The sequence below is a fragment of the Terrisphaera buseokensis genome (assembly GCF_047521145.2).
Lineage (GTDB): Bacteria > Verrucomicrobiota > Verrucomicrobiia > Opitutales > Opitutaceae > ER46.
Genome location: NZ_CM134186.1, coordinates 4,348,124 through 4,364,729 on the forward strand (window position 1 = coordinate 4,348,124; position 16,606 = coordinate 4,364,729).

At 66.5% G+C, this 16,606-nt stretch carries 11 protein-coding genes; 4 read left to right on the forward strand and 7 right to left on the reverse strand.

Going from position 1 to position 16,606, the window contains the following annotated elements:
• Positions 1–37: 37 nt before the first annotated feature.
• The 4 genes from ACLJEU_RS16315 to ACLJEU_RS16330 all read right to left on the reverse strand — a co-directional run bounded on the left by ACLJEU_RS16315 (position 38) and on the right by ACLJEU_RS16330 (position 6,340).
• The gene (locus ACLJEU_RS16315; protein ID WP_414660453.1) at positions 38–1,240 is read right to left on the reverse strand and encodes an MFS transporter; all 1,203 of its coding nucleotides are present in this window, start codon (positions 1,238–1,240) and stop codon (positions 38–40) included.
• A gap of 316 nt (positions 1,241–1,556) precedes the next feature.
• Positions 1,557–1,856 carry a hypothetical protein gene (locus ACLJEU_RS16320; protein WP_414660452.1) on the reverse strand — a complete coding sequence of 100 codons (300 nt, stop codon included), beginning with the start codon at positions 1,854–1,856 and terminating at the stop codon, positions 1,557–1,559.
• 270 nt (positions 1,857–2,126) lie between these two features.
• Entirely contained in the window at positions 2,127–4,400 is a 2,274-nt protein-coding gene (locus tag ACLJEU_RS16325) for an arylsulfatase (protein ID WP_414660451.1), read from the reverse strand.
• 386 nt (positions 4,401–4,786) lie between these two features.
• Complete coding sequence (locus tag ACLJEU_RS16330) at positions 4,787–6,340, reverse strand: DUF1570 domain-containing protein (RefSeq protein WP_414660450.1); 1,554 nt, start codon at positions 6,338–6,340, stop codon at positions 4,787–4,789.
• Positions 6,341–6,597: 257 nt separating this feature from the next.
• On the opposite strand from ACLJEU_RS16330, the gene ACLJEU_RS16335 reads away from it, so the two are divergent.
• A complete protein-coding gene (locus ACLJEU_RS16335) occupies positions 6,598–7,104 on the forward strand; it encodes a hypothetical protein (protein ID WP_414660449.1) in 507 nt (168 codons plus the stop codon).
• Between the two features lie 53 nt (positions 7,105–7,157).
• Here ACLJEU_RS16335 and ACLJEU_RS16340 read toward each other — a convergent pair whose 3' ends face one another.
• Positions 7,158–8,831 carry an NAD-dependent malic enzyme gene (locus tag ACLJEU_RS16340; protein ID WP_457795258.1) on the reverse strand — a complete coding sequence of 558 codons (1,674 nt, stop codon included), beginning with the start codon at positions 8,829–8,831 and terminating at the stop codon, positions 7,158–7,160.
• A 169-nt stretch (positions 8,832–9,000) separates the two neighbouring features.
• Here ACLJEU_RS16340 and nifJ point away from each other — a divergent pair, with 169 nt between their 5' ends.
• The 3 genes from nifJ to ACLJEU_RS16355 are packed head-to-tail and all read left to right on the forward strand — an operon-like array spanning position 9,001 to position 15,073.
• On the forward strand, positions 9,001–12,630 hold the full coding sequence (gene nifJ, locus ACLJEU_RS16345; RefSeq protein ID WP_414660447.1) for a pyruvate:ferredoxin (flavodoxin) oxidoreductase: 3,630 nt from the start codon (positions 9,001–9,003) through the stop codon (positions 12,628–12,630).
• Positions 12,627–13,619 (forward strand): dihydroorotate dehydrogenase-like protein, encoded by a 993-nt coding sequence (locus ACLJEU_RS16350; protein WP_414660446.1) that lies wholly within the window; start codon positions 12,627–12,629, stop codon positions 13,617–13,619. Before nifJ ends, ACLJEU_RS16350 begins: the two co-directional genes overlap by 4 nt.
• A 26-nt stretch (positions 13,620–13,645) precedes the next feature.
• The gene (locus ACLJEU_RS16355) at positions 13,646–15,073 is read left to right on the forward strand and encodes an NAD(P)-dependent oxidoreductase (protein ID WP_414660445.1); all 1,428 of its coding nucleotides are present in this window, start codon (positions 13,646–13,648) and stop codon (positions 15,071–15,073) included.
• Positions 15,074–15,087: 14 nt separating this feature from the next.
• On the opposite strand, the gene ACLJEU_RS16360 is transcribed toward ACLJEU_RS16355, so the two are convergent.
• Positions 15,088–15,540, reverse strand: coding sequence for a DUF1232 domain-containing protein (locus ACLJEU_RS16360; RefSeq protein WP_414660444.1), 453 nt, complete (start codon positions 15,538–15,540; stop codon positions 15,088–15,090).
• Positions 15,541–15,576: 36 nt separating this feature from the next.
• Positions 15,577–16,602 (reverse strand): TerC family protein, encoded by a 1,026-nt coding sequence (locus ACLJEU_RS16365; RefSeq protein WP_414660443.1) that lies wholly within the window; start codon positions 16,600–16,602, stop codon positions 15,577–15,579.
• Positions 16,603–16,606 lie beyond the last annotated feature (4 nt).

A 16,606-nucleotide genomic window follows, 5' to 3' on the forward strand; every position in this document is an offset into this window, starting at 1 on the left:
GGATGTGTCTCGAGATGCGCCCCGGGGCGGGCTGCCTTCACTCCACTGCCGCGGGCGCGGGACTCGCTCCTCCCGACAATCGATCGAGCCAGCGAATGGAAACAATCAAGCCGAGCGCGCCCGCGACCACCACCCAGGGAATTGACTCAATGTGCCGCTGCGCGAGCCAACCGGCGGCGGCAGGGATGATCGCGACCCCGAGATTCGCGGCTCCCGACTGCCGGCCGATCACCGTCTGCGCCGCATTCGCGGCGAAGCGGCGCGGCACTTCGTGCATGAGACACGGATACACCGGCGCGAGTCCCAGGCCCAGCACCACCAACGCCACGGCCACGGTGAGCGTTGACGTTGCGACGACAAAAAGTCCCGCCCCCACGAGCGCGGCCATGGCACCGATGCTCACCAGCGTTCGATTGCCCCAGCGATCCACCACGAAACCGACGAGGATTCGGCCGCCCGTGATCGCTCCATAGAAGCCGGCCGTGCAGAGCGCGGCGACGCCGGGGCTGAAGCCGCGGCCCACCATCAGAATCGACGCCACCCACAAGCCCGTCGTCGCTTCAAGCCCGGCATATAGCGCGAAGATCGCGGGCGAAAGCCAGCCAGCCGTCGAATCCGCGGCGAGGATACCCGCCGATAGCGACGTTTCCTTGTCCGTCGCAGGCGTGGCTCGTTCGGGCACCGATGCCCACAGCCGCAGCGTCAGCAGAAAAAGCAACGCGAGCGTCAGCTGCACGGCTCCCAGCAGCAGATATCCGCCGCGCCAGCCAGCCGCCGAAATCACCGCCTGCCCCATCACCAGCGGACCGCATGTCGCTCCGAGGCCCCAGCAGGCGTGCAGCCAGTTCATGTGCCGGCCGCTGTAATGGCGCGCGACAAAACCGTTCAACCCGGCGTCTACCGCGCCCGCGCCCAAGCCGAGCGGCACTGCGGCGATCACCAACCACGCGAGGCCGGGCGCGTGCGCCACGAGCAGCAACGCCGAACCCGTGAGCGCGCAACTCACCATGACGACGGGACCGGTTTGAAAGCGCGCGATGATGCGCCCGCTCGAGAATCCGGCCGCGCCCGACAACAGCGTCACCACAATCGTGATCGTTCCCACCAAACCAATCGGCAGCCCCAGCTCCGGATAAATCGCCGGCCACGCGACGCCCAGCGTGCCGTCCGGCAAGCCCAGGCTGATGAACCCGAGATAGATGACCGGAAGGAGAAAGAAGGCGGGACGGCGCGCGACCATGAACGGATGAAAGGAGAGAGAGCGAACGAGAGCGGGCGAAACGGTGACGGAGAGAGTGTGTGTATGAGAGAGAGGGAGCTTGCCGCGGGCAGCGGGGGCAAGTCCGACTCTGCGCCTTTCGTGTGATTTCACGTCACCCGGCGGCCGCACGCGAACCGTCCATGCCTGCGCCCGGTCGACGCGTCCCACGTATGCCCATGCACCCGGACCACACGTTCCGTCGTGGCTACGAGCGCCAGCGAGTGGCCCGAGCCCCCCGGACGCTCCCCGCGTCCACCCGCAAAGGATGACTTGTCTGGCTCCCTCGCCTACCAGTTCAAACCGCGACCGCTGGTTGCCGGCGCGGATAACGCAGCAACGCCAGCCCGACGATCAGGAAGTCGAGCATCGCGGTGACCAGCATCCCGACGATCGCCTGCCACTCGGTGTAGCGCTCCGCGTAGATGTAGATCGCCAGGTTCGCGAAACCGAACAGCACCCACGTCGCCACGCACACGCCGGCGGCGGAATGGGCGCGCACCATGCGCACGAGCTGAACCAGCGTCGCCGCGGGAAAAACCACCGCGGGAAGAATTCCGGCAATCTGCGTGTAGGTCATGGCGACGGTTAATGGCATTCGGGCGAGAACAGCGCACCGGTGTAGGCAGCTCGGGGAATTGCACCCCGGCGGGGCTATCATCCCGCGTCAGTCGAGACGCTGCCGCAACCGGCACCATCCCCGCGACGTTTCACCGCCGGGAGTGGCGATCCGCAGCATACCAGCCCGCCGTCCTGCGCTCTGCGCACCCGTTGGCCACCCTCACGCGTCGATTGCGCGGCTGGACCGACCGCTGACGCCTAGAAATCGGCCACGCCGCCTTCCGGCGCGGGCCGCCGCCAGCGCACGTTAACGCCCTCGCACTTGGGCGGGAAACGGCGCGGCTTCGATCGTGACGCGGCGCAGGCTCGCCCCGCGCAACGTCGCCGGCGCCACATACTCCTCGGACACCGGCGTGTAGAGGTCGCAGCCAAAATCGAGGCTCTCGTGCGAGATGATTGCCATCACCCGCGGAATCCGGCTCCGGCCCACAACGCGGCCGTCGACCGTGACGCTCACCGCCGCCCCGCCGTCCGGCGTCGGTTCGAACGCCACCGCGACGCTTTCCTTCACCGCTCCCGTCCACGCCGCCTCCGGCGCGACGGTCGTGCGTTCGATGCCGCCGTAGTTGTAATGGAAGTACGGCCGGCCCGCCTTGAGGAAAAGCGACCAGCCGGCAAACCGCCCGCCATTGGCGGCCAGCACGCCGTCCGCCGACGCCGTCGCGCCATCGACCCGCGCCGTGAGGGTCCACGCCCGGCCCCGAAATTCCGGCGCCGCGCCCTTGTGGATGCCGCTCGCGGGCGGCAAGAACGTGAAGTGCGTCCCTCGCTGCGGAGCGTCGTCGGGGCGCACCAACTCCCGCTCGGCTCGCCGGTCGTCGAGCGGATACACCTCATGCAGCCGCGCCTCGCGTTCCCAGACCGCCTTCAACTCCGCCAGCTTCTCGGGCCGCGTCAGCGCGAGATCGTGCGTCTCGTTGAAATCCGAGGATCGATCATAGAGCTCCCACGTATCCTGATCAAACGGCTGGTTCGGCGCGTGAAAGGTGACGGCCTTCCATCCGTCGTGATAAATCGCCCGGTGCCCGTGGATCTCGACGTATTGAGTTTTCCGATGCGACGGCGCCGGCGCGCCGGCCCAGGTGTACGCCATGCTGACGCCGTCAATTCGCTGCTGGACGCGGCCGTCGAGCACCGCGGGCGCCGGAGTTCCCGCGGCCTCGAGAATCGTGGGCAGAAGGTCGATCACGCCGTGAAACTGCGGCCGCACGCCCCCGGCGTCGCGAATCCGCTCGGGCCAATGCATCACGAGCGGCACGCGCGTTCCGCCCATGTGTGCCGTGCCCTTGTGCCGTCGGAACGGCGTGCTGCCGGCCATCGTCCAGCCCATGGGATACGTGGGAAAGGTCAGGTCCGAACCCAGTTCGTCAATCCGCGCGAAACCGTCGGCCCAGCGGTCGAACGAGTTGGTCGTGAACAGCCGCACTTCGCTCCACATGCCTTCCGGCCCACCCTCGGGGCTGGCGCCGTTGTCCGACGCCAGCACGATCAGGGTGCGGTCGAGTTCGCCGGACGCCTCGAGATGATCGAGGAGCCGCCCCAGCTGCGCGTCGGTATATTCCATGAACGCCGCGAACGTTTCGTAGTAGCGGGCATAGAGGCGGCGTTCGTCGGGCAGCAGATCGGCCCACGCCTTCACGCCCGGATTGCGCGGCGGCAGCACGGTGTCGGCCGGAACCAGGCCCAGCGCTTTCTGCCGCGCGAGCGTTTCCTCGCGGGCCACGTCCCACCCGCGATCGAATTTTCCACGCCAGCGGGCGAGATAATCCGCGGGCACGTGGTGGGGCGCGTGCCCGGCCCCGTAGGCCAGATAAAGGAAATAGGGGTTCGCCGACTGGCTCGCTGACTGGCCGGCGATGTAGGCGATCGCGCGGTCCGTGAGATCGGCGTCGAGATGATAGGCCGATCCGTCCGCCCGCACGGCCGCGGTCTTGATCCGCTCGCGATCCTGGTAAAGTTCCGGCGACCACTGGTTGGTGTCGCCGCTGATGAAGCCATAGTAATGGTCGAAGCCGCGTCCCGTCGGCCAATGATCACTCGAGGCCGCCGGGTTCATGTCCGCCATCGGCGTCAGGTGCCATTTGCCGACCGCATAGGTGCTGTAACCGCCCGCGCGCAGGTACTCGGCCAGCGTGCCTGCCTCCCGACGCAGGCCGCCGCGGCTGTTGGGCTGGCCGTTGGCGAATTCCGTGATCGTCGCCATCCCAACCGCGTGGGGATTCCGGCCGGTCAGCAGCGCGGCCCGCGTCGGCGAACACACCGGCGCTGTATGAAAATCCGTGTAGCGCAGCCCGTGCGCCGCCAGCCGGTCGACGTGCGGCGTGTGCAACGGTGCGCCATAACAACCGAACTGCGCAAAGCCGACGTCGTCCCACATGATCACAATCACATTGGGTGCGCCGGCCGGGGCACGAACCGCCGCCACGCCTGGCGTCGCGGCCGCAGCCGGTGTAAGGTAGGCCAGCGCAAGAAGCCCTACCGCAATCCAGGCGCGATGAATCCGAAGCAACAACGAAGGCATGAGTGTGCCGCGAACCTACCGTTCGCCTTCCTTCCGGCAAGGCCCGGCTGGTAGACCGGCCGGGCGCGTGATGTCCAACGTCACCACGCTTGTTCGTCGTAGAGGAGTGACCCGCCACTCGTCGCCCGGCCCCGTTCGCCGCATCCCAGCTCCGCTCCTGACAGCACGCTGTCATGGCGCCCACCTATAGTCCGCGCATGCTTGTCGTGATCATCATTCTCATCGCCCTCACCTGCCTGGTCGCCAGCGACGGCAGCCACTCCGGCCACGATGAGTGAAGGCCGGCGGCCAACCCGGGCCGCGCTCCACCCCCGCCCCCACGAGTGCGGGCGGATCGAGGCGGGCGCGATTCGCCCGCGCGCGTGGCGACTGCCCTTGCTTCGACCTCAGCGCCGGACCGGCAGGGCGTCGGGCACGACGCCGCGCTCGGCGGCGAATCGCACCTGCAAGAGTTGCGCCGCGATCCTGGTTTCCGCGCGCGCGCGTTCGGCGTTCATGACCGACGCCACGATCTCGTCCGCGGTCGCCGCATCCTTCGCCCGCCAGCGAATCAGGGCAAGCGCCAGCAGGGTCGGATACGGATCCTTGAACTGCCGCACGCGGGACTGAATCAGGTTCACCACCGGGACGCGAAACTCCGTCGCGCGGGCCTCCACCAGCGCCAGCACCTCGAGGACGTCCTCGTAAAGCGGATACCGCGAGGCGGCCTGATCGAGCCACCGCCGCAGCAACGCCGTGTCGTCGTCCGAGATCCGCTGGTCCAGGTCAGCCGTGAAACCGGCGTCCACGAGTTTTGCGCGCGCGCCCTGCACGAACACGAAGGCGTTCTCCGTGCCCAGCTCGGCGGCCTGCTGCCAGCGCTCGAGGGCACGGCTGGTGTCACTGTCCGCCGCCGCAATCGCCGCCAGCAATTCGTGCGGCCGGGGTGACTCCGGAAACTTCTCCGCCAGCTGCAGCGCCGTCAGCATCGTGTCGCCCGCGCGATGCACCCGCCACCGCAGGTTCAGGAGCGCAAAGTCCCGCTCGAAGTCCGTCGCCGGTCGAATCGCGATGCCCGCAGCCAGGTTCTTCAGCATGACCGGCGCGCGCCGCTGGTAGTAACGCCCGCCCTGCAGGTACTGGCGCAGCTTCTGATCGAGACCGTCGAAGTCCTGCCCGAAGATTTCCCGGAACGTGACGTCCGCAGTTGTCGGAGCCGTGTTCACAGTGGCGAGGAAGCGCGCGAGCCGCGCGGCCAGCGTGCGATCCTCGCTGCAAACAAGGAAGTGCGCCAACGCCCAGGACTGCGCGTAGAACAGGCTGGCCCGCGACTCCTCGTTGTAGTCGGGCGACGCTTCCGTCACCGCCATCAGCCGTGGCAGCGACAGCATCGAACTCACCTGCAGCTGGTCCACGTAGGACTGCTTCGGGAGGCCGAACTCCACCATCTCGCCGTTGACGCGGAAGGTGGAGAACAATTCCGCGAGGCCCTCGTTGAGCCACGCCGGCAGCTGCAGGCCGCGCGTGTGCAGCAGCAGGTGCACGTACTCGTGAAAGATCGTCTCCGCCGGATCGCCATAGTCATCGTCGTCCGATGCCGCGTTGAGCGCGATCACGACCTCGTCCGATCCGCCGATGTAGTAGCCGGTGACTTCCTTCGGCCTGCCTTTGTAGGTCGGCTTGTACGGCGTGAACAGCTTGTCCGAATTGAACAGCAGGACCGTCACGCGCGGTTCATGCGCGGGCCGGAGGCCGAAGGTCGCGATGAAGCTCGCCCGGAACTGCTCGAGATCGGCAATCAGCCGGCGCGTCTGCTTCTCCGAGGCCGCGCTGAACACCTCAAAGTGATCCGTGCGCGCGCGCAGCCAGGTTTCACGCGCATTCAGCCCCGAAGCTGCCATCCACCACGCAATCACGACCGCGAGGATGCGACCCGCGCTTCGCGCCGAATCGAGGCGCAAACGCGGGTTCCGGAGTTCGATGGCAAGCAAGCGCATCCCAGCCGGCACCGCACGATTCATTGTCACCTCAGAACGGCGGCCGGAGCGCAAAGTTACCAGCCAAATGCAACCGACGCTTGCGGCCTCCCGATCGCGCACGGGCGGCACGCCTGCCTGGGCCATTCGGCCCGGGGCTGATCGGCCCATGGCGCGCTCACCCAACATCGGCTACGGTGCGTTCGCTCTTGGAAACGCCCCGCCCAGTCCGGCCTTCCCTCGTGACCAACGCGTTCGAATTGAACGAAGAGTCCCCGTCCGGACCGGAACCGTCGCTGACCTCTCTGGGACTGCAGTTCGCGCTGTGCCGGGTGGCCCGTGCATCAGGTCCCGACGTACATCACGTGCCCCTGCCCGGCGATGCGCCGGCGCTGGCACTGCAGTTTCCCGCGTTGCTGGAGAATACCGACCTGACCCGCGTGACGGCGGTTACCCGCACGATCTGGTCGACGAGTCGCGGCCGCGTTCGCACCTCGTCGCTTGTGCTCTCGGTCAGGCCCGAGGCGATGGCGCGTTTTCAAGCGGCATTGCAGCCGGTGCTCAATCACGACGATCAGGTGGCCCTCGTGCTCCATGGCGAAGTGATCGGCGTCTTGACCCTCCCCGCGCCCGTCTCCGGGGATGAAGTGTCCATCGACGGCGCTGCACTGCTGGCACCGGGCGAAGAAGTCGACCCGGTCGGTCAGACGCGCAACCGCGCCCGGCAGATCAACGCGACGTTGAGCTGAGCAGGCCTTCTCAGGCGCTCGCACCAGTCGGAGCGCGCCTCGCGCGCGCCCACTTAGACGTATTCGCGATAGACAGGATCGAACATCCGCGCGTGAAGATCGGCCGACAAATCGGCGGGACGCTGACAGCGCGCGAGGCCCTGGTCGTGCGCCACCTTGGCGACCGCGGTGGCAATCTGCAGCGAGACCGCGCGAATCTTGGTCAGTGACGGATACACGCGGCCTTGGGCCAGATCGTCGGGTTCCACCATGCCGGCCAGCGTGCGCGCGGCGGCGAGGAACATCTCGTCCGTGACTTCACAGGCTTCACTGACGAGCGCCCCGAGCCCCACGCCAGGGAAGATGTAGATGTTGTTGCCCTGACCGGGCACATAACGGTGGCCGTTCAACTCGACCGCGGGGAACGGACTGCCGCTGGCGAAAATCGCCCGGCCGTCGGACCACGTGTAGGCCTGCTCCGCGGTGCACTCGGCCTTCGACGTCGGATTGGAGAGCGCGAAGACAATCGGCCGCGCGTTCAACGCCGCCATCTGCGTCACGATCTCGCGGGTGAACGTGGCCGGCATCCCGGACACGCCGATCAACGCCGTGGGTTTCAACGCCGCCACCGCCTCGCCGAGCGTCGCCACGAACGGATGATCGTGCGCGTAGTGGAGCTTGTGTTCGGCGAGCTGGGCCGCGCGCGATTTCACGACGAGCCCCTTGGAATCGACGAACCAGCACTGCCGCCGCGCCTCGGCCTCCGTCATGCCCTCGGCGCACGCCGCGGCGACGTAGAGATCGGCGATGCCGGTGCCGGCCTCGCCCGCGCCAAGAAAGAGCAGGCGTTGCTGACGCAGGGTTCCGCCGGTGAGACGCAGGCCCGCCATGACGCCGGCGAGCGCCACCGCCGCCGTTCCCTGGATGTCGTCGTTGAAGCTCGGGAGCTGACGGCGATAGGTGTTGAGGAGGCGAAACGCGTTCGTGTTGCCAAAGTCCTCCCACTGCAGGAGCGCCTTCGGAAAGACCGTCCGCACCGCGGTGACGAATTCGTTGATGAACGCGTCGTACACCTCGCCGCGTGCGCGTTTCTCGCGAATGCCGATGTAGAACGGCCCGTTGAGCAGCGCTTCGTTGTCGGTGCCCACATCAAGCGTGATCGGGAGCGTGTAATACGGATGCACACCCGCGCAGGCGGAATAGAGTGAAAGCTTCCCGACCGGAATGCCCATGCCGAGCGCGCCGAGATCACCGAGGCCGAGGATGCGTTCGCCATCCGTGACCACGATCAAACGCGCGCTCTCGCGCGGCCACTGCCGCAGGATCTCGGCGATGCGACCGCGTTCATGCAGCGTGATGAACATGCCGCGCGAACGCCGGTAGATCGCACCGTACTCCAGGCACGCCTGGCCGACGGTCGGCGTGTAGATCAGCGGCACCATCTCCTCCACGTGGTCGACCACGAGGCGATAGAAGAGGACCTCGTTTCGATTCTGGAGATTCGTCAGGTAGATATATTTCTCGAGCGGATCGGCTTTCCGCCGGATGGCGCCGAGGCTGCGCTGCACCTGTTCCTCGAGCGTAAACACCCGCGGCGGCAGCAGTCCGCGCAGTCCGAGAGCGTCGCGCTCACGCTCGGTGAACGCGGTGCCCTTGTTGAGCAGGGGATCGGCCAGCAGCGCGGCTCCGCGCGGCTGCAGGGGCGCGCCCCAAGCTGAGAAATCGGCCGGCATGCGTGAGTGAATCATCGCTCACACCCTAGCCTGACCGAGGGCGGATGCCTCCGCAGTTCTTGCCAATCGCTACGCCGCTATTGGTTAACGTGAATCCACGCGCCGCAAATACCAAAATCTGCGCAGCGGTGCCTGCGGATTCATGGCACTCTCGTCGGCAACCCGCCCAAACGACCTTCGCGCCATGTCCCGCCCACCCGTTTCACCGAACTACATCACCTGCGATGCCAACGAAGCCGTGGCCTCCGTCGCCTACCGGCTCAACGAGCTGATCGCGATTTATCCGATCACGCCGTCGTCCGCGATGGCCGAGTCCTGCGACGAGTGGGCCGCGCAGCAGAAACCCAACCTCTGGGGCGAGGTGCCGCGGATCGTGCAGATGCAATCCGAGGGCGGCGTGGCTGGCGCCGTGCACGGCGGACTGCTCGGCGGCGCGCTGACCACGACGTTCACCGCCTCGCAGGGCCTGCTGCTGATGATCCCGAATCTCTACAAGATTGCGGGCGAGCTGCTCCCCTTCACCTGCCACGTCAGCGCCCGCGCCCTCGCGGCCCAGGGCCTGTCGATTTTCGGCGACCACCAGGACGTGATGGCCTGCCGGGCCACCGGGTGCACGCTGCTTTGCAGCAACTCTGCGCAGGAGGCGCACGACCTCGCGCTGATCGCGCACACCGCGAGCTACCGTTCGCGGATTCCGTTCATTCACTTCTTCGACGGTTTCCGCACCTCGCATGAGGTCGCGAAACTGGCGTTGCTCTCCGACGACGATCTTCGCGCCGTGATCGACGAGAAGGACATCGCGTCCTTCCGGGCCCGCGGCATGACGCCGGATCATCCGACGCTCCGGGGCACCGCGCAGAATCCCGACGTTTACTTCCAGGGCCGCGAGGCCGTGAATCCATTCTACGAGCAGCTGCCCGGCATCGTGCAGGACACGATGGATCGTTTCGCCGCCGTGACCGGCCGGTCGTATCACCTCTTCGACTACTACGGCCACCCGGAAGCCGAGCGCGTGATCGTTGCCATGGGCAGCGCGGTGGAAACCATCGCCGAGACCGTCGACTGGGCCAACGCCCACGGGGAAAAACTCGGGGTGATCGCCGTGCGGTTGTTCCTGCCGTTCCACGTGAAGTCGTTCCTCGCCGCGCTGCCGAAGACCACGAAGGCCATCGCGGTGCTGGATCGCACCAAGGAGCCCGGCTCCATCGGCGAACCGCTTTACCTGAACGTCGTCGCCGCGCTGGCCGAAGGTCGGTCGCCGCTCGCCGGTTCCGCCCGCGTCATCGGCGGCCGCTTCGGGCTCGGCTCGAAGGAGTTCACCCCCGGCATGGTGCGCGCGGTGTTCGCCCACCTCGCGGGCTGGGAACCGCGCAATCATTTCACCCTCGGCATTCTCGACGACGTCAGCGGCACCTCCCTGCCTTGGGACGCCGAGTTCGATCTCGAGGCCGCCGATGTCCGTCGTTGCGTGTTCGTCGGTCTGGGTGCCGATGGCACCGTCGGCGCGAACAAGAATTCGATCAAGATCATCGGCGAGCAGACGGACAACTTTGCCCAAGGCTATTTTGTCTACGACTCGAAGAAATCCGGTTCGACCACCACGTCGCACCTGCGCTTTGGACCGCGCCCAATCCGCGCGCCCTATCTGGTGCGTCACGCGGACTTCGTGGCGTGCAGCCAGTTCAACTTCATCGGCCGGATCAACGTCCTCGGCTACGCTGCACCGGGTGCCACGCTCCTGCTGAACTCGCCGTTCACGCCGGAGGACACCTGGCGCCGGCTGCCGCGCGACTGGCAGCACACGATCATCGCGAAGAAGATCCGGCTGTTCGTCATCGATGCCACCAAGGTCGCCCAAGCCAACGGCATGGGCCGCCGCACCAACACCGTCCTGCAGACCTGTTTCTTCGCCCTCTCCGGCGTGCTGCCGAAGGACGAGGCGATCACGCAGATCAAGAAATCGATCCTCAAGACCTATGGCCGCAAGGGTGAGCAGATCGTGAAGATGAATTACGCCGCAGTCGACGCCTCGCTCGCCGGCCTGCAGGAAGTGAGCATTCCGACCGACGAGGATCCGGCGGCCATCGGCACGCTGCCCCCGACGTTCTCCGGTGCGCCGGAATTCGTGCAGAAGGTCACGGCCCGGCTGCTGGCCGACGAAGGCGATTTGATGCCCGTCAGCGCCATTCCGCTCGACGGTTGCTGGCCCACCGGCACGGCGCGCTTCGAGAAGCGCAACATCGCGCTCGAGATCCCGGGTTGGGACGCGTCCATCTGCATCCAGTGCAACAAATGCGCGCTGGTTTGCCCGCACGCCGCCATCCGCCCGAAGCTTGCGACGGCCGAACAGCTGGCTGACGCGCCGGCGACCTTCGCGTCCACGCCCTTCCGTTCCAAGGAACACCCGGGCCTGCGCTATATTCTCCAAGTGGCACCGGAAGATTGCACCGGTTGCTCGCTCTGCGTGCAGGTCTGCCCGGCCAAGGACAAATCGAACCCCCGCCACAAGGCGATCGACATGGTGGCGCAGCCGCCGCGGCTCGAAGCCGAACGCGCGAACTGGGACTTCTTCACCCGGCTGCCGGATCCGGATCGGCGCCAGGTCGACGTGACGACCGTCAAGGGCACGCAATTTCTCGCCCCGCTCTTCGAGTTCTCCGGTGCCTGCGCCGGTTGCGGCGAGACGCCGTACCTCAAGCTCCTGACCCAGCTTTTCGGCGACCGGCTCACCATCGCCAACGCCACCGGGTGCTCGTCCATCTACGGCGGCAACCTTCCGACCACGCCCTATTGCAGCAACAGCGAAGGCCGCGGCCCGACGTGGGCGAACTCGCTTTTCGAGGACAACGCGGAGTTTGGTCTCGGTCTGCATCTCGCCACGGAACAACGCACCCGCACCGCGCGTGAACTCCTCCAACGCGTGGGCGTCAGCCTCTCCGCGGATCTCGTTTCCGCCTTGCGCGATGCCGCGCAAAACGACGAAGCCGGCATCGCCGCACAACGTCAGCGCGTCACCGAACTGCGCGCCGCCCTGCGCGGATCGCATCATCCGGATGCGCCGCGGCTCGACAAGTTGGCGGACGATCTCGTGCGCAAGACGACTTGGATTGTCGGTGGCGACGGCTGGGCGTACGACATCGGCTACGGCGGCCTCGACCACGTCCTGGCATCCGGCGCCAACGTCAAGATTCTCGTCCTCGACACCGAGGTCTATTCAAACACCGGCGGCCAGGCCTCGAAATCAACGCCGCTGAGCGCCGTGGCCAAGTTCGCCGCCGGCGGAAAATCCGTCGCGAAGAAGGATCTCGCCTTGATGGCGATGCAGTATGGCCACGTGTACGTCGCCCGCGTGGCGATGGGCGCGAAGGACAGCCAGACCGTGACGGCGTTTCGCGAAGCCGAGGCTCACCAGGGTCCCGCTCTCATCATCGCCTACTCGCACTGCATCGCGCACGGGTTCCCGCTGCATCTCGGTCTCGAGCAGCAGAAGCTCGCCGTCGACACCGGCTACTGGCCGCTCTTCCGCTTCGATCCGCGCCTCGCGGAAAAGGGCGAGGTCGCGCTCAAGCTCGATTCCGCGCCGCCCAAGCTCGAGCTGAGCCGGTTCACCGCGAATGAAACGCGGTTCGGCATTCTGCAGAACATCGCGCCGGCGCGGGCCACGGAACTCGCGCGCGAAGCACAGACGCAGGTGAACCAGCACTACGCCCTGTACCAACGCCTCGCGGCGCCACCCACTCCACCCGCTCCGCCGGCCGCTCCGGCTTCCACCAACGGCCAGACCGCGCCCACGCCGACCACCCCCGCGTCATGAACCTCTCCACCACTTATCTCGGCCTGCGACTCCGCAGCCCTTTCATCGTGGGCGCTTCGCCCTTCTGTGAAAATGTCGGAGCCGCGCGCCAGCTGCAGGATGCGGGCGCCGGCGCCATCGTCATGCGGTCGCTGTTCGAGGAGCAAATCGACGCCGAGGAAAAGGCGTTGATCCATCACATGGAGACGCCGGCCGACAGCAACCCGGAGGCGACGTCGTACTTCCCGCAGTTTGCCGAGTATCAGCTTTCTCCCGACCGCTACCTGCGCCAGCTCGAGGAACTCAAACGCGCGTTGAGCATCCCGGTCATCGGCTCGCTCAACGGCGCGCGCCCCGGCGGCTGGACCGACTACGCCCGCCGCTTCGAGAGCGCCGGCGCCGATGCGATCGAGCTGAACCTGTATCAGCTCATCACCGACGCCGAAATGGCCGGCGATGAGGTCGAGGCCGACATGGTGGAAACCGTGCGCCAGGTTGCGGCGAGTGTGCGCATTCCCGTCTCGGTGAAGATCTCACCGTTTCACACCTCCCCGGCCCATTTCGCGAGCATGCTCGAGTACGCCGGCGCCGCGGGCATCGTGTTGTTCAACCGGTTTTATCAACCGGATTTCAACATCGAGGAGATGGAAGCCTCTCCGCAGCTCGCATTGTCCGATCGCTCGGAATTGCTGCTGCGCCTCCGCTGGCTTGCCATTCTCTCGCCGCAGCTTCGCGGCTCGCTCGCCGCCACCGGCGGCGTCCACACGACCAGTGACGTCGTGAAAGCCATCCTCGCCGGTGCGCACACGGTGCAGCTGGTGTCGGTGCTCCTGCGCCATGGCCCGCGTTTCATCACCACGCTTGCGAACGGCCTGCGCGAGTGGCTGGTCGAGCACGGCTACGAGAACATCGATCAACTTCGAGGCGCGATGAGTCACCGCCGGTGCCCGGATCCCGCGGCCTTCGAACGCGCCAATTACATCCGCATCCTGCAAACCTGGAAAATCTAGCTGCGGCCAGCGGTGTTGCACCCCACATGCACCCCACCACGCCCACCACTCCCAACTCCAAATACGCCTGGTGCCTCGTCCGGCGTGATGCGCCGCCGAAACGCGCCGCGGCGGAGCGCGTCGGCGATTTTTGCGAGATCTACGCCAACTACGACGCGGCCACCGTGCAGGCCCAGGCCAGCCGGTGCATCCAGTGTCCGGACCCGCTCTGCATGCAGGGCTGTCCGCTCAGCAATCGCATTCCCGAATGGCTCGCCCTCGCCGCGCAGGGCGATTTCATGGAAGCCGCGCTCGTCTCCCGCAGCACGAGCAACATGCCCGAGATCTGCTCACGCGTGTGCCCGCAGGAGCGACTGTGCGAGGGTGCGTGTATCCTGAATGGAAAGACAGACCCCGTCGCGATCGGCGCGGTCGAGCGCTTCATCAACGACTACGCCATCGCCCACGGCATCACCGCCCCGCCGCCGGCGCCGCCCAACGGCCACACCGTGGCCATCATCGGTTCGGGCCCCGGCGGCATCGCGTGCGCCGACGAACTCGCGCAGCTGGGTTACGATGTCACCGTCTTCGAGGCCATGCTCATCCCGGGCGGGTTGCTGGTGAACGGCATCCCGGCCTTCAAGCTGGAGAAGCACATCGTCGAGCGTCGCATCGACACGCTCGCCAAGCGCGGGGTGAAATTCCGGCTCGGCGTCCGCGTGGGCTGGGACATCACGCTCGCCGATCTGCGGCGTGACTTCGAGGCGATCTTCCTCGGCGTCGGCGCGCAGAAACCAAAGGCCCTCGACATCCCGGGTGCCGACCTGCGCGGCGTACTGCCGGCGCTGCCGTTTCTCATTCAGAAGAACGTCGCGTCACCGGTGCTCAACGACGCGCCGATCGACGTCGCAGGAAAACGCGTCGCCGTCTTGGGCGGCGGCGATACCGCGATGGACTGCCTGCGCACCGCGTTGCGCTGCGGTGCCCGCGAGGCCGTCTGCCTGTATCGGCGCGACCTCGCGAACATGCCTGGCAGCCGCAAGGAATACGCGAACGCCCTCGAGGAAGGTGCGCGGTTCGAGTTTCTCACCAATCCCGTCGCGCTCGTGCCCGATGCCTCAGGCGGCGCCGTGGCCGAGGTGCGTTGCACGCGGATGGAACTCGGCGCGCCGGATGCATCGGGTCGCCGCAAGCCGCGCGCCGTTCCGGGCTCCGACTTTGCCGTCGGCGCTGATCTGCTGCTGGTGGCCTACGGTTTCGACCCGGCGCCGTTCCCTCCTGGCAGTGAATTCGCCCAGCTTGCCACCGATGACTGGGGCGGACTGCGCATTGACGCGAATCAGATGACGAGCGTGCCCGGCGTCTTCGCCGGCGGTGACTCGGTCCGCGGCCCGAGCCTGGTCGTGCACGCCGTGCGCGATGCGCGCAGGGCAGCGCAGGGCATTCACCGCTTTTTCCAGAGCGCCCCGCGCTGACTCTCCCGCACGGATCAGAATTCCGCGGGCCAGACCCGGCGCTGCCGGAGCCAGTGCGCGCGCAGCGTGCTGGCGTGACGTTGCAGGACAATCTGCACGACCATCGCATCGTCGAGCAGTCCCACTTCGGGAATATTGTCGGGAATACGGTCGAAGCCCTTGAGGAAGTACAGCAGGGCAAAAGCGACGTCGCGATGTGCCGGCGAGCCCATCTGTCCGTCGACGCAGGCCTCCTCGAAGTAGGTCGCAAGCAGCTCGATTCTCCGCCGCAGCCGCTCGGAATCACCGAGCCCGGCGACTTTCTTGTCGAGCGACCGGCCGAGCCGGCGCAGGGCGTTGATGGCGTCGGGCGTGACCAGACCGGCACCGAGGTCGATGTACCGCGCGACACTGGCAATGTCGTCGTGCGACACGGCGGAAAGGTGCCGGTTCAGGGTTTCCGGGATCGAGGTGTTCTTAGTGGTCATGGAGCGTTTTTCTTGGAGGAGCATAGTGTTGCGAAATCAACTGCGAGCGGGCGCCGGGGCCCGCGACATCACCAGCGAGGCCACCACGGTCGTGGTGAGAATACCGGCGATGATGCCGAGCGACCAGACGACGGGGAACTTCCCGCCGGCGGCCTCGTTGAGCCAGGCCATCTTCAGCCCGACGAAGATCAGGATGAGACCGAGGCCGTATTTCAGATAGCGGAACCGGTGCATGGCCCCGGCGAGCAGGAAGAACAGCGAGCGCAGTCCCAGGATTGCGAATACATTGGACGTGAACACAATCAGCGGCTCGCTCGTGATGGCGAAGATCGCCGGGACCGAATCGATGGCGAAGACGATGTCGGTGGCCTCGAGGAACACCAGGCACACCAGCAGCGGCGTCGCCTGCAGCACGCCCGCGTGCCGCACAAAAAACCGGTCGCCGTGCAAGGTCGGCGTGACCGCCACAAAGCGGCGGAGCAGCCGGATGAGGATGTTGCGCTCGGGATCGAGCGGCTTTTCCGGCGCGAAGAGAATCTTGATGCCGGTGAGAATCAGAAAGCCGCCGAACACCCAGATCACCCACTCCCATTGCATGAGCACGGAACCAAGCGCGATAAACAGGATGCGGAAGCCGAGCGCACCGATGATGCCGTAGAACAACACCCGGTGCTGGTACTTCGGCGGAATGGCGAAGAAGCCGAACACCACGACGAACACGAAGATGTTATCCACCGACAGCGAGTACTCGATCACGAACCCGGTGAGGAACTCCAGCCCGACCCGATCCGCCAATGCGGCGGCGCCCGCCGCGGTCATGCCTGAAGCGATCAGTCGCGGATCCTGCGGAAACTTCCAGTGCGCGTATTGCCAGAAGCCCCAGCAGAACACGAGCGCCAGGGTCACCCAGACACAGGTCCAGGTCAGCGCCTCCTTGAAGGAGACCTCGTGCGCCTCACGATGGAAAACGCCCAGGTCCAGCGCCAGCAGACCCAGGACGCCGAGCGTGAAGACCGCATAAAACCACCAGTACTCGGCAAAGGGAAACAGGGCAGGTGTCATTAGG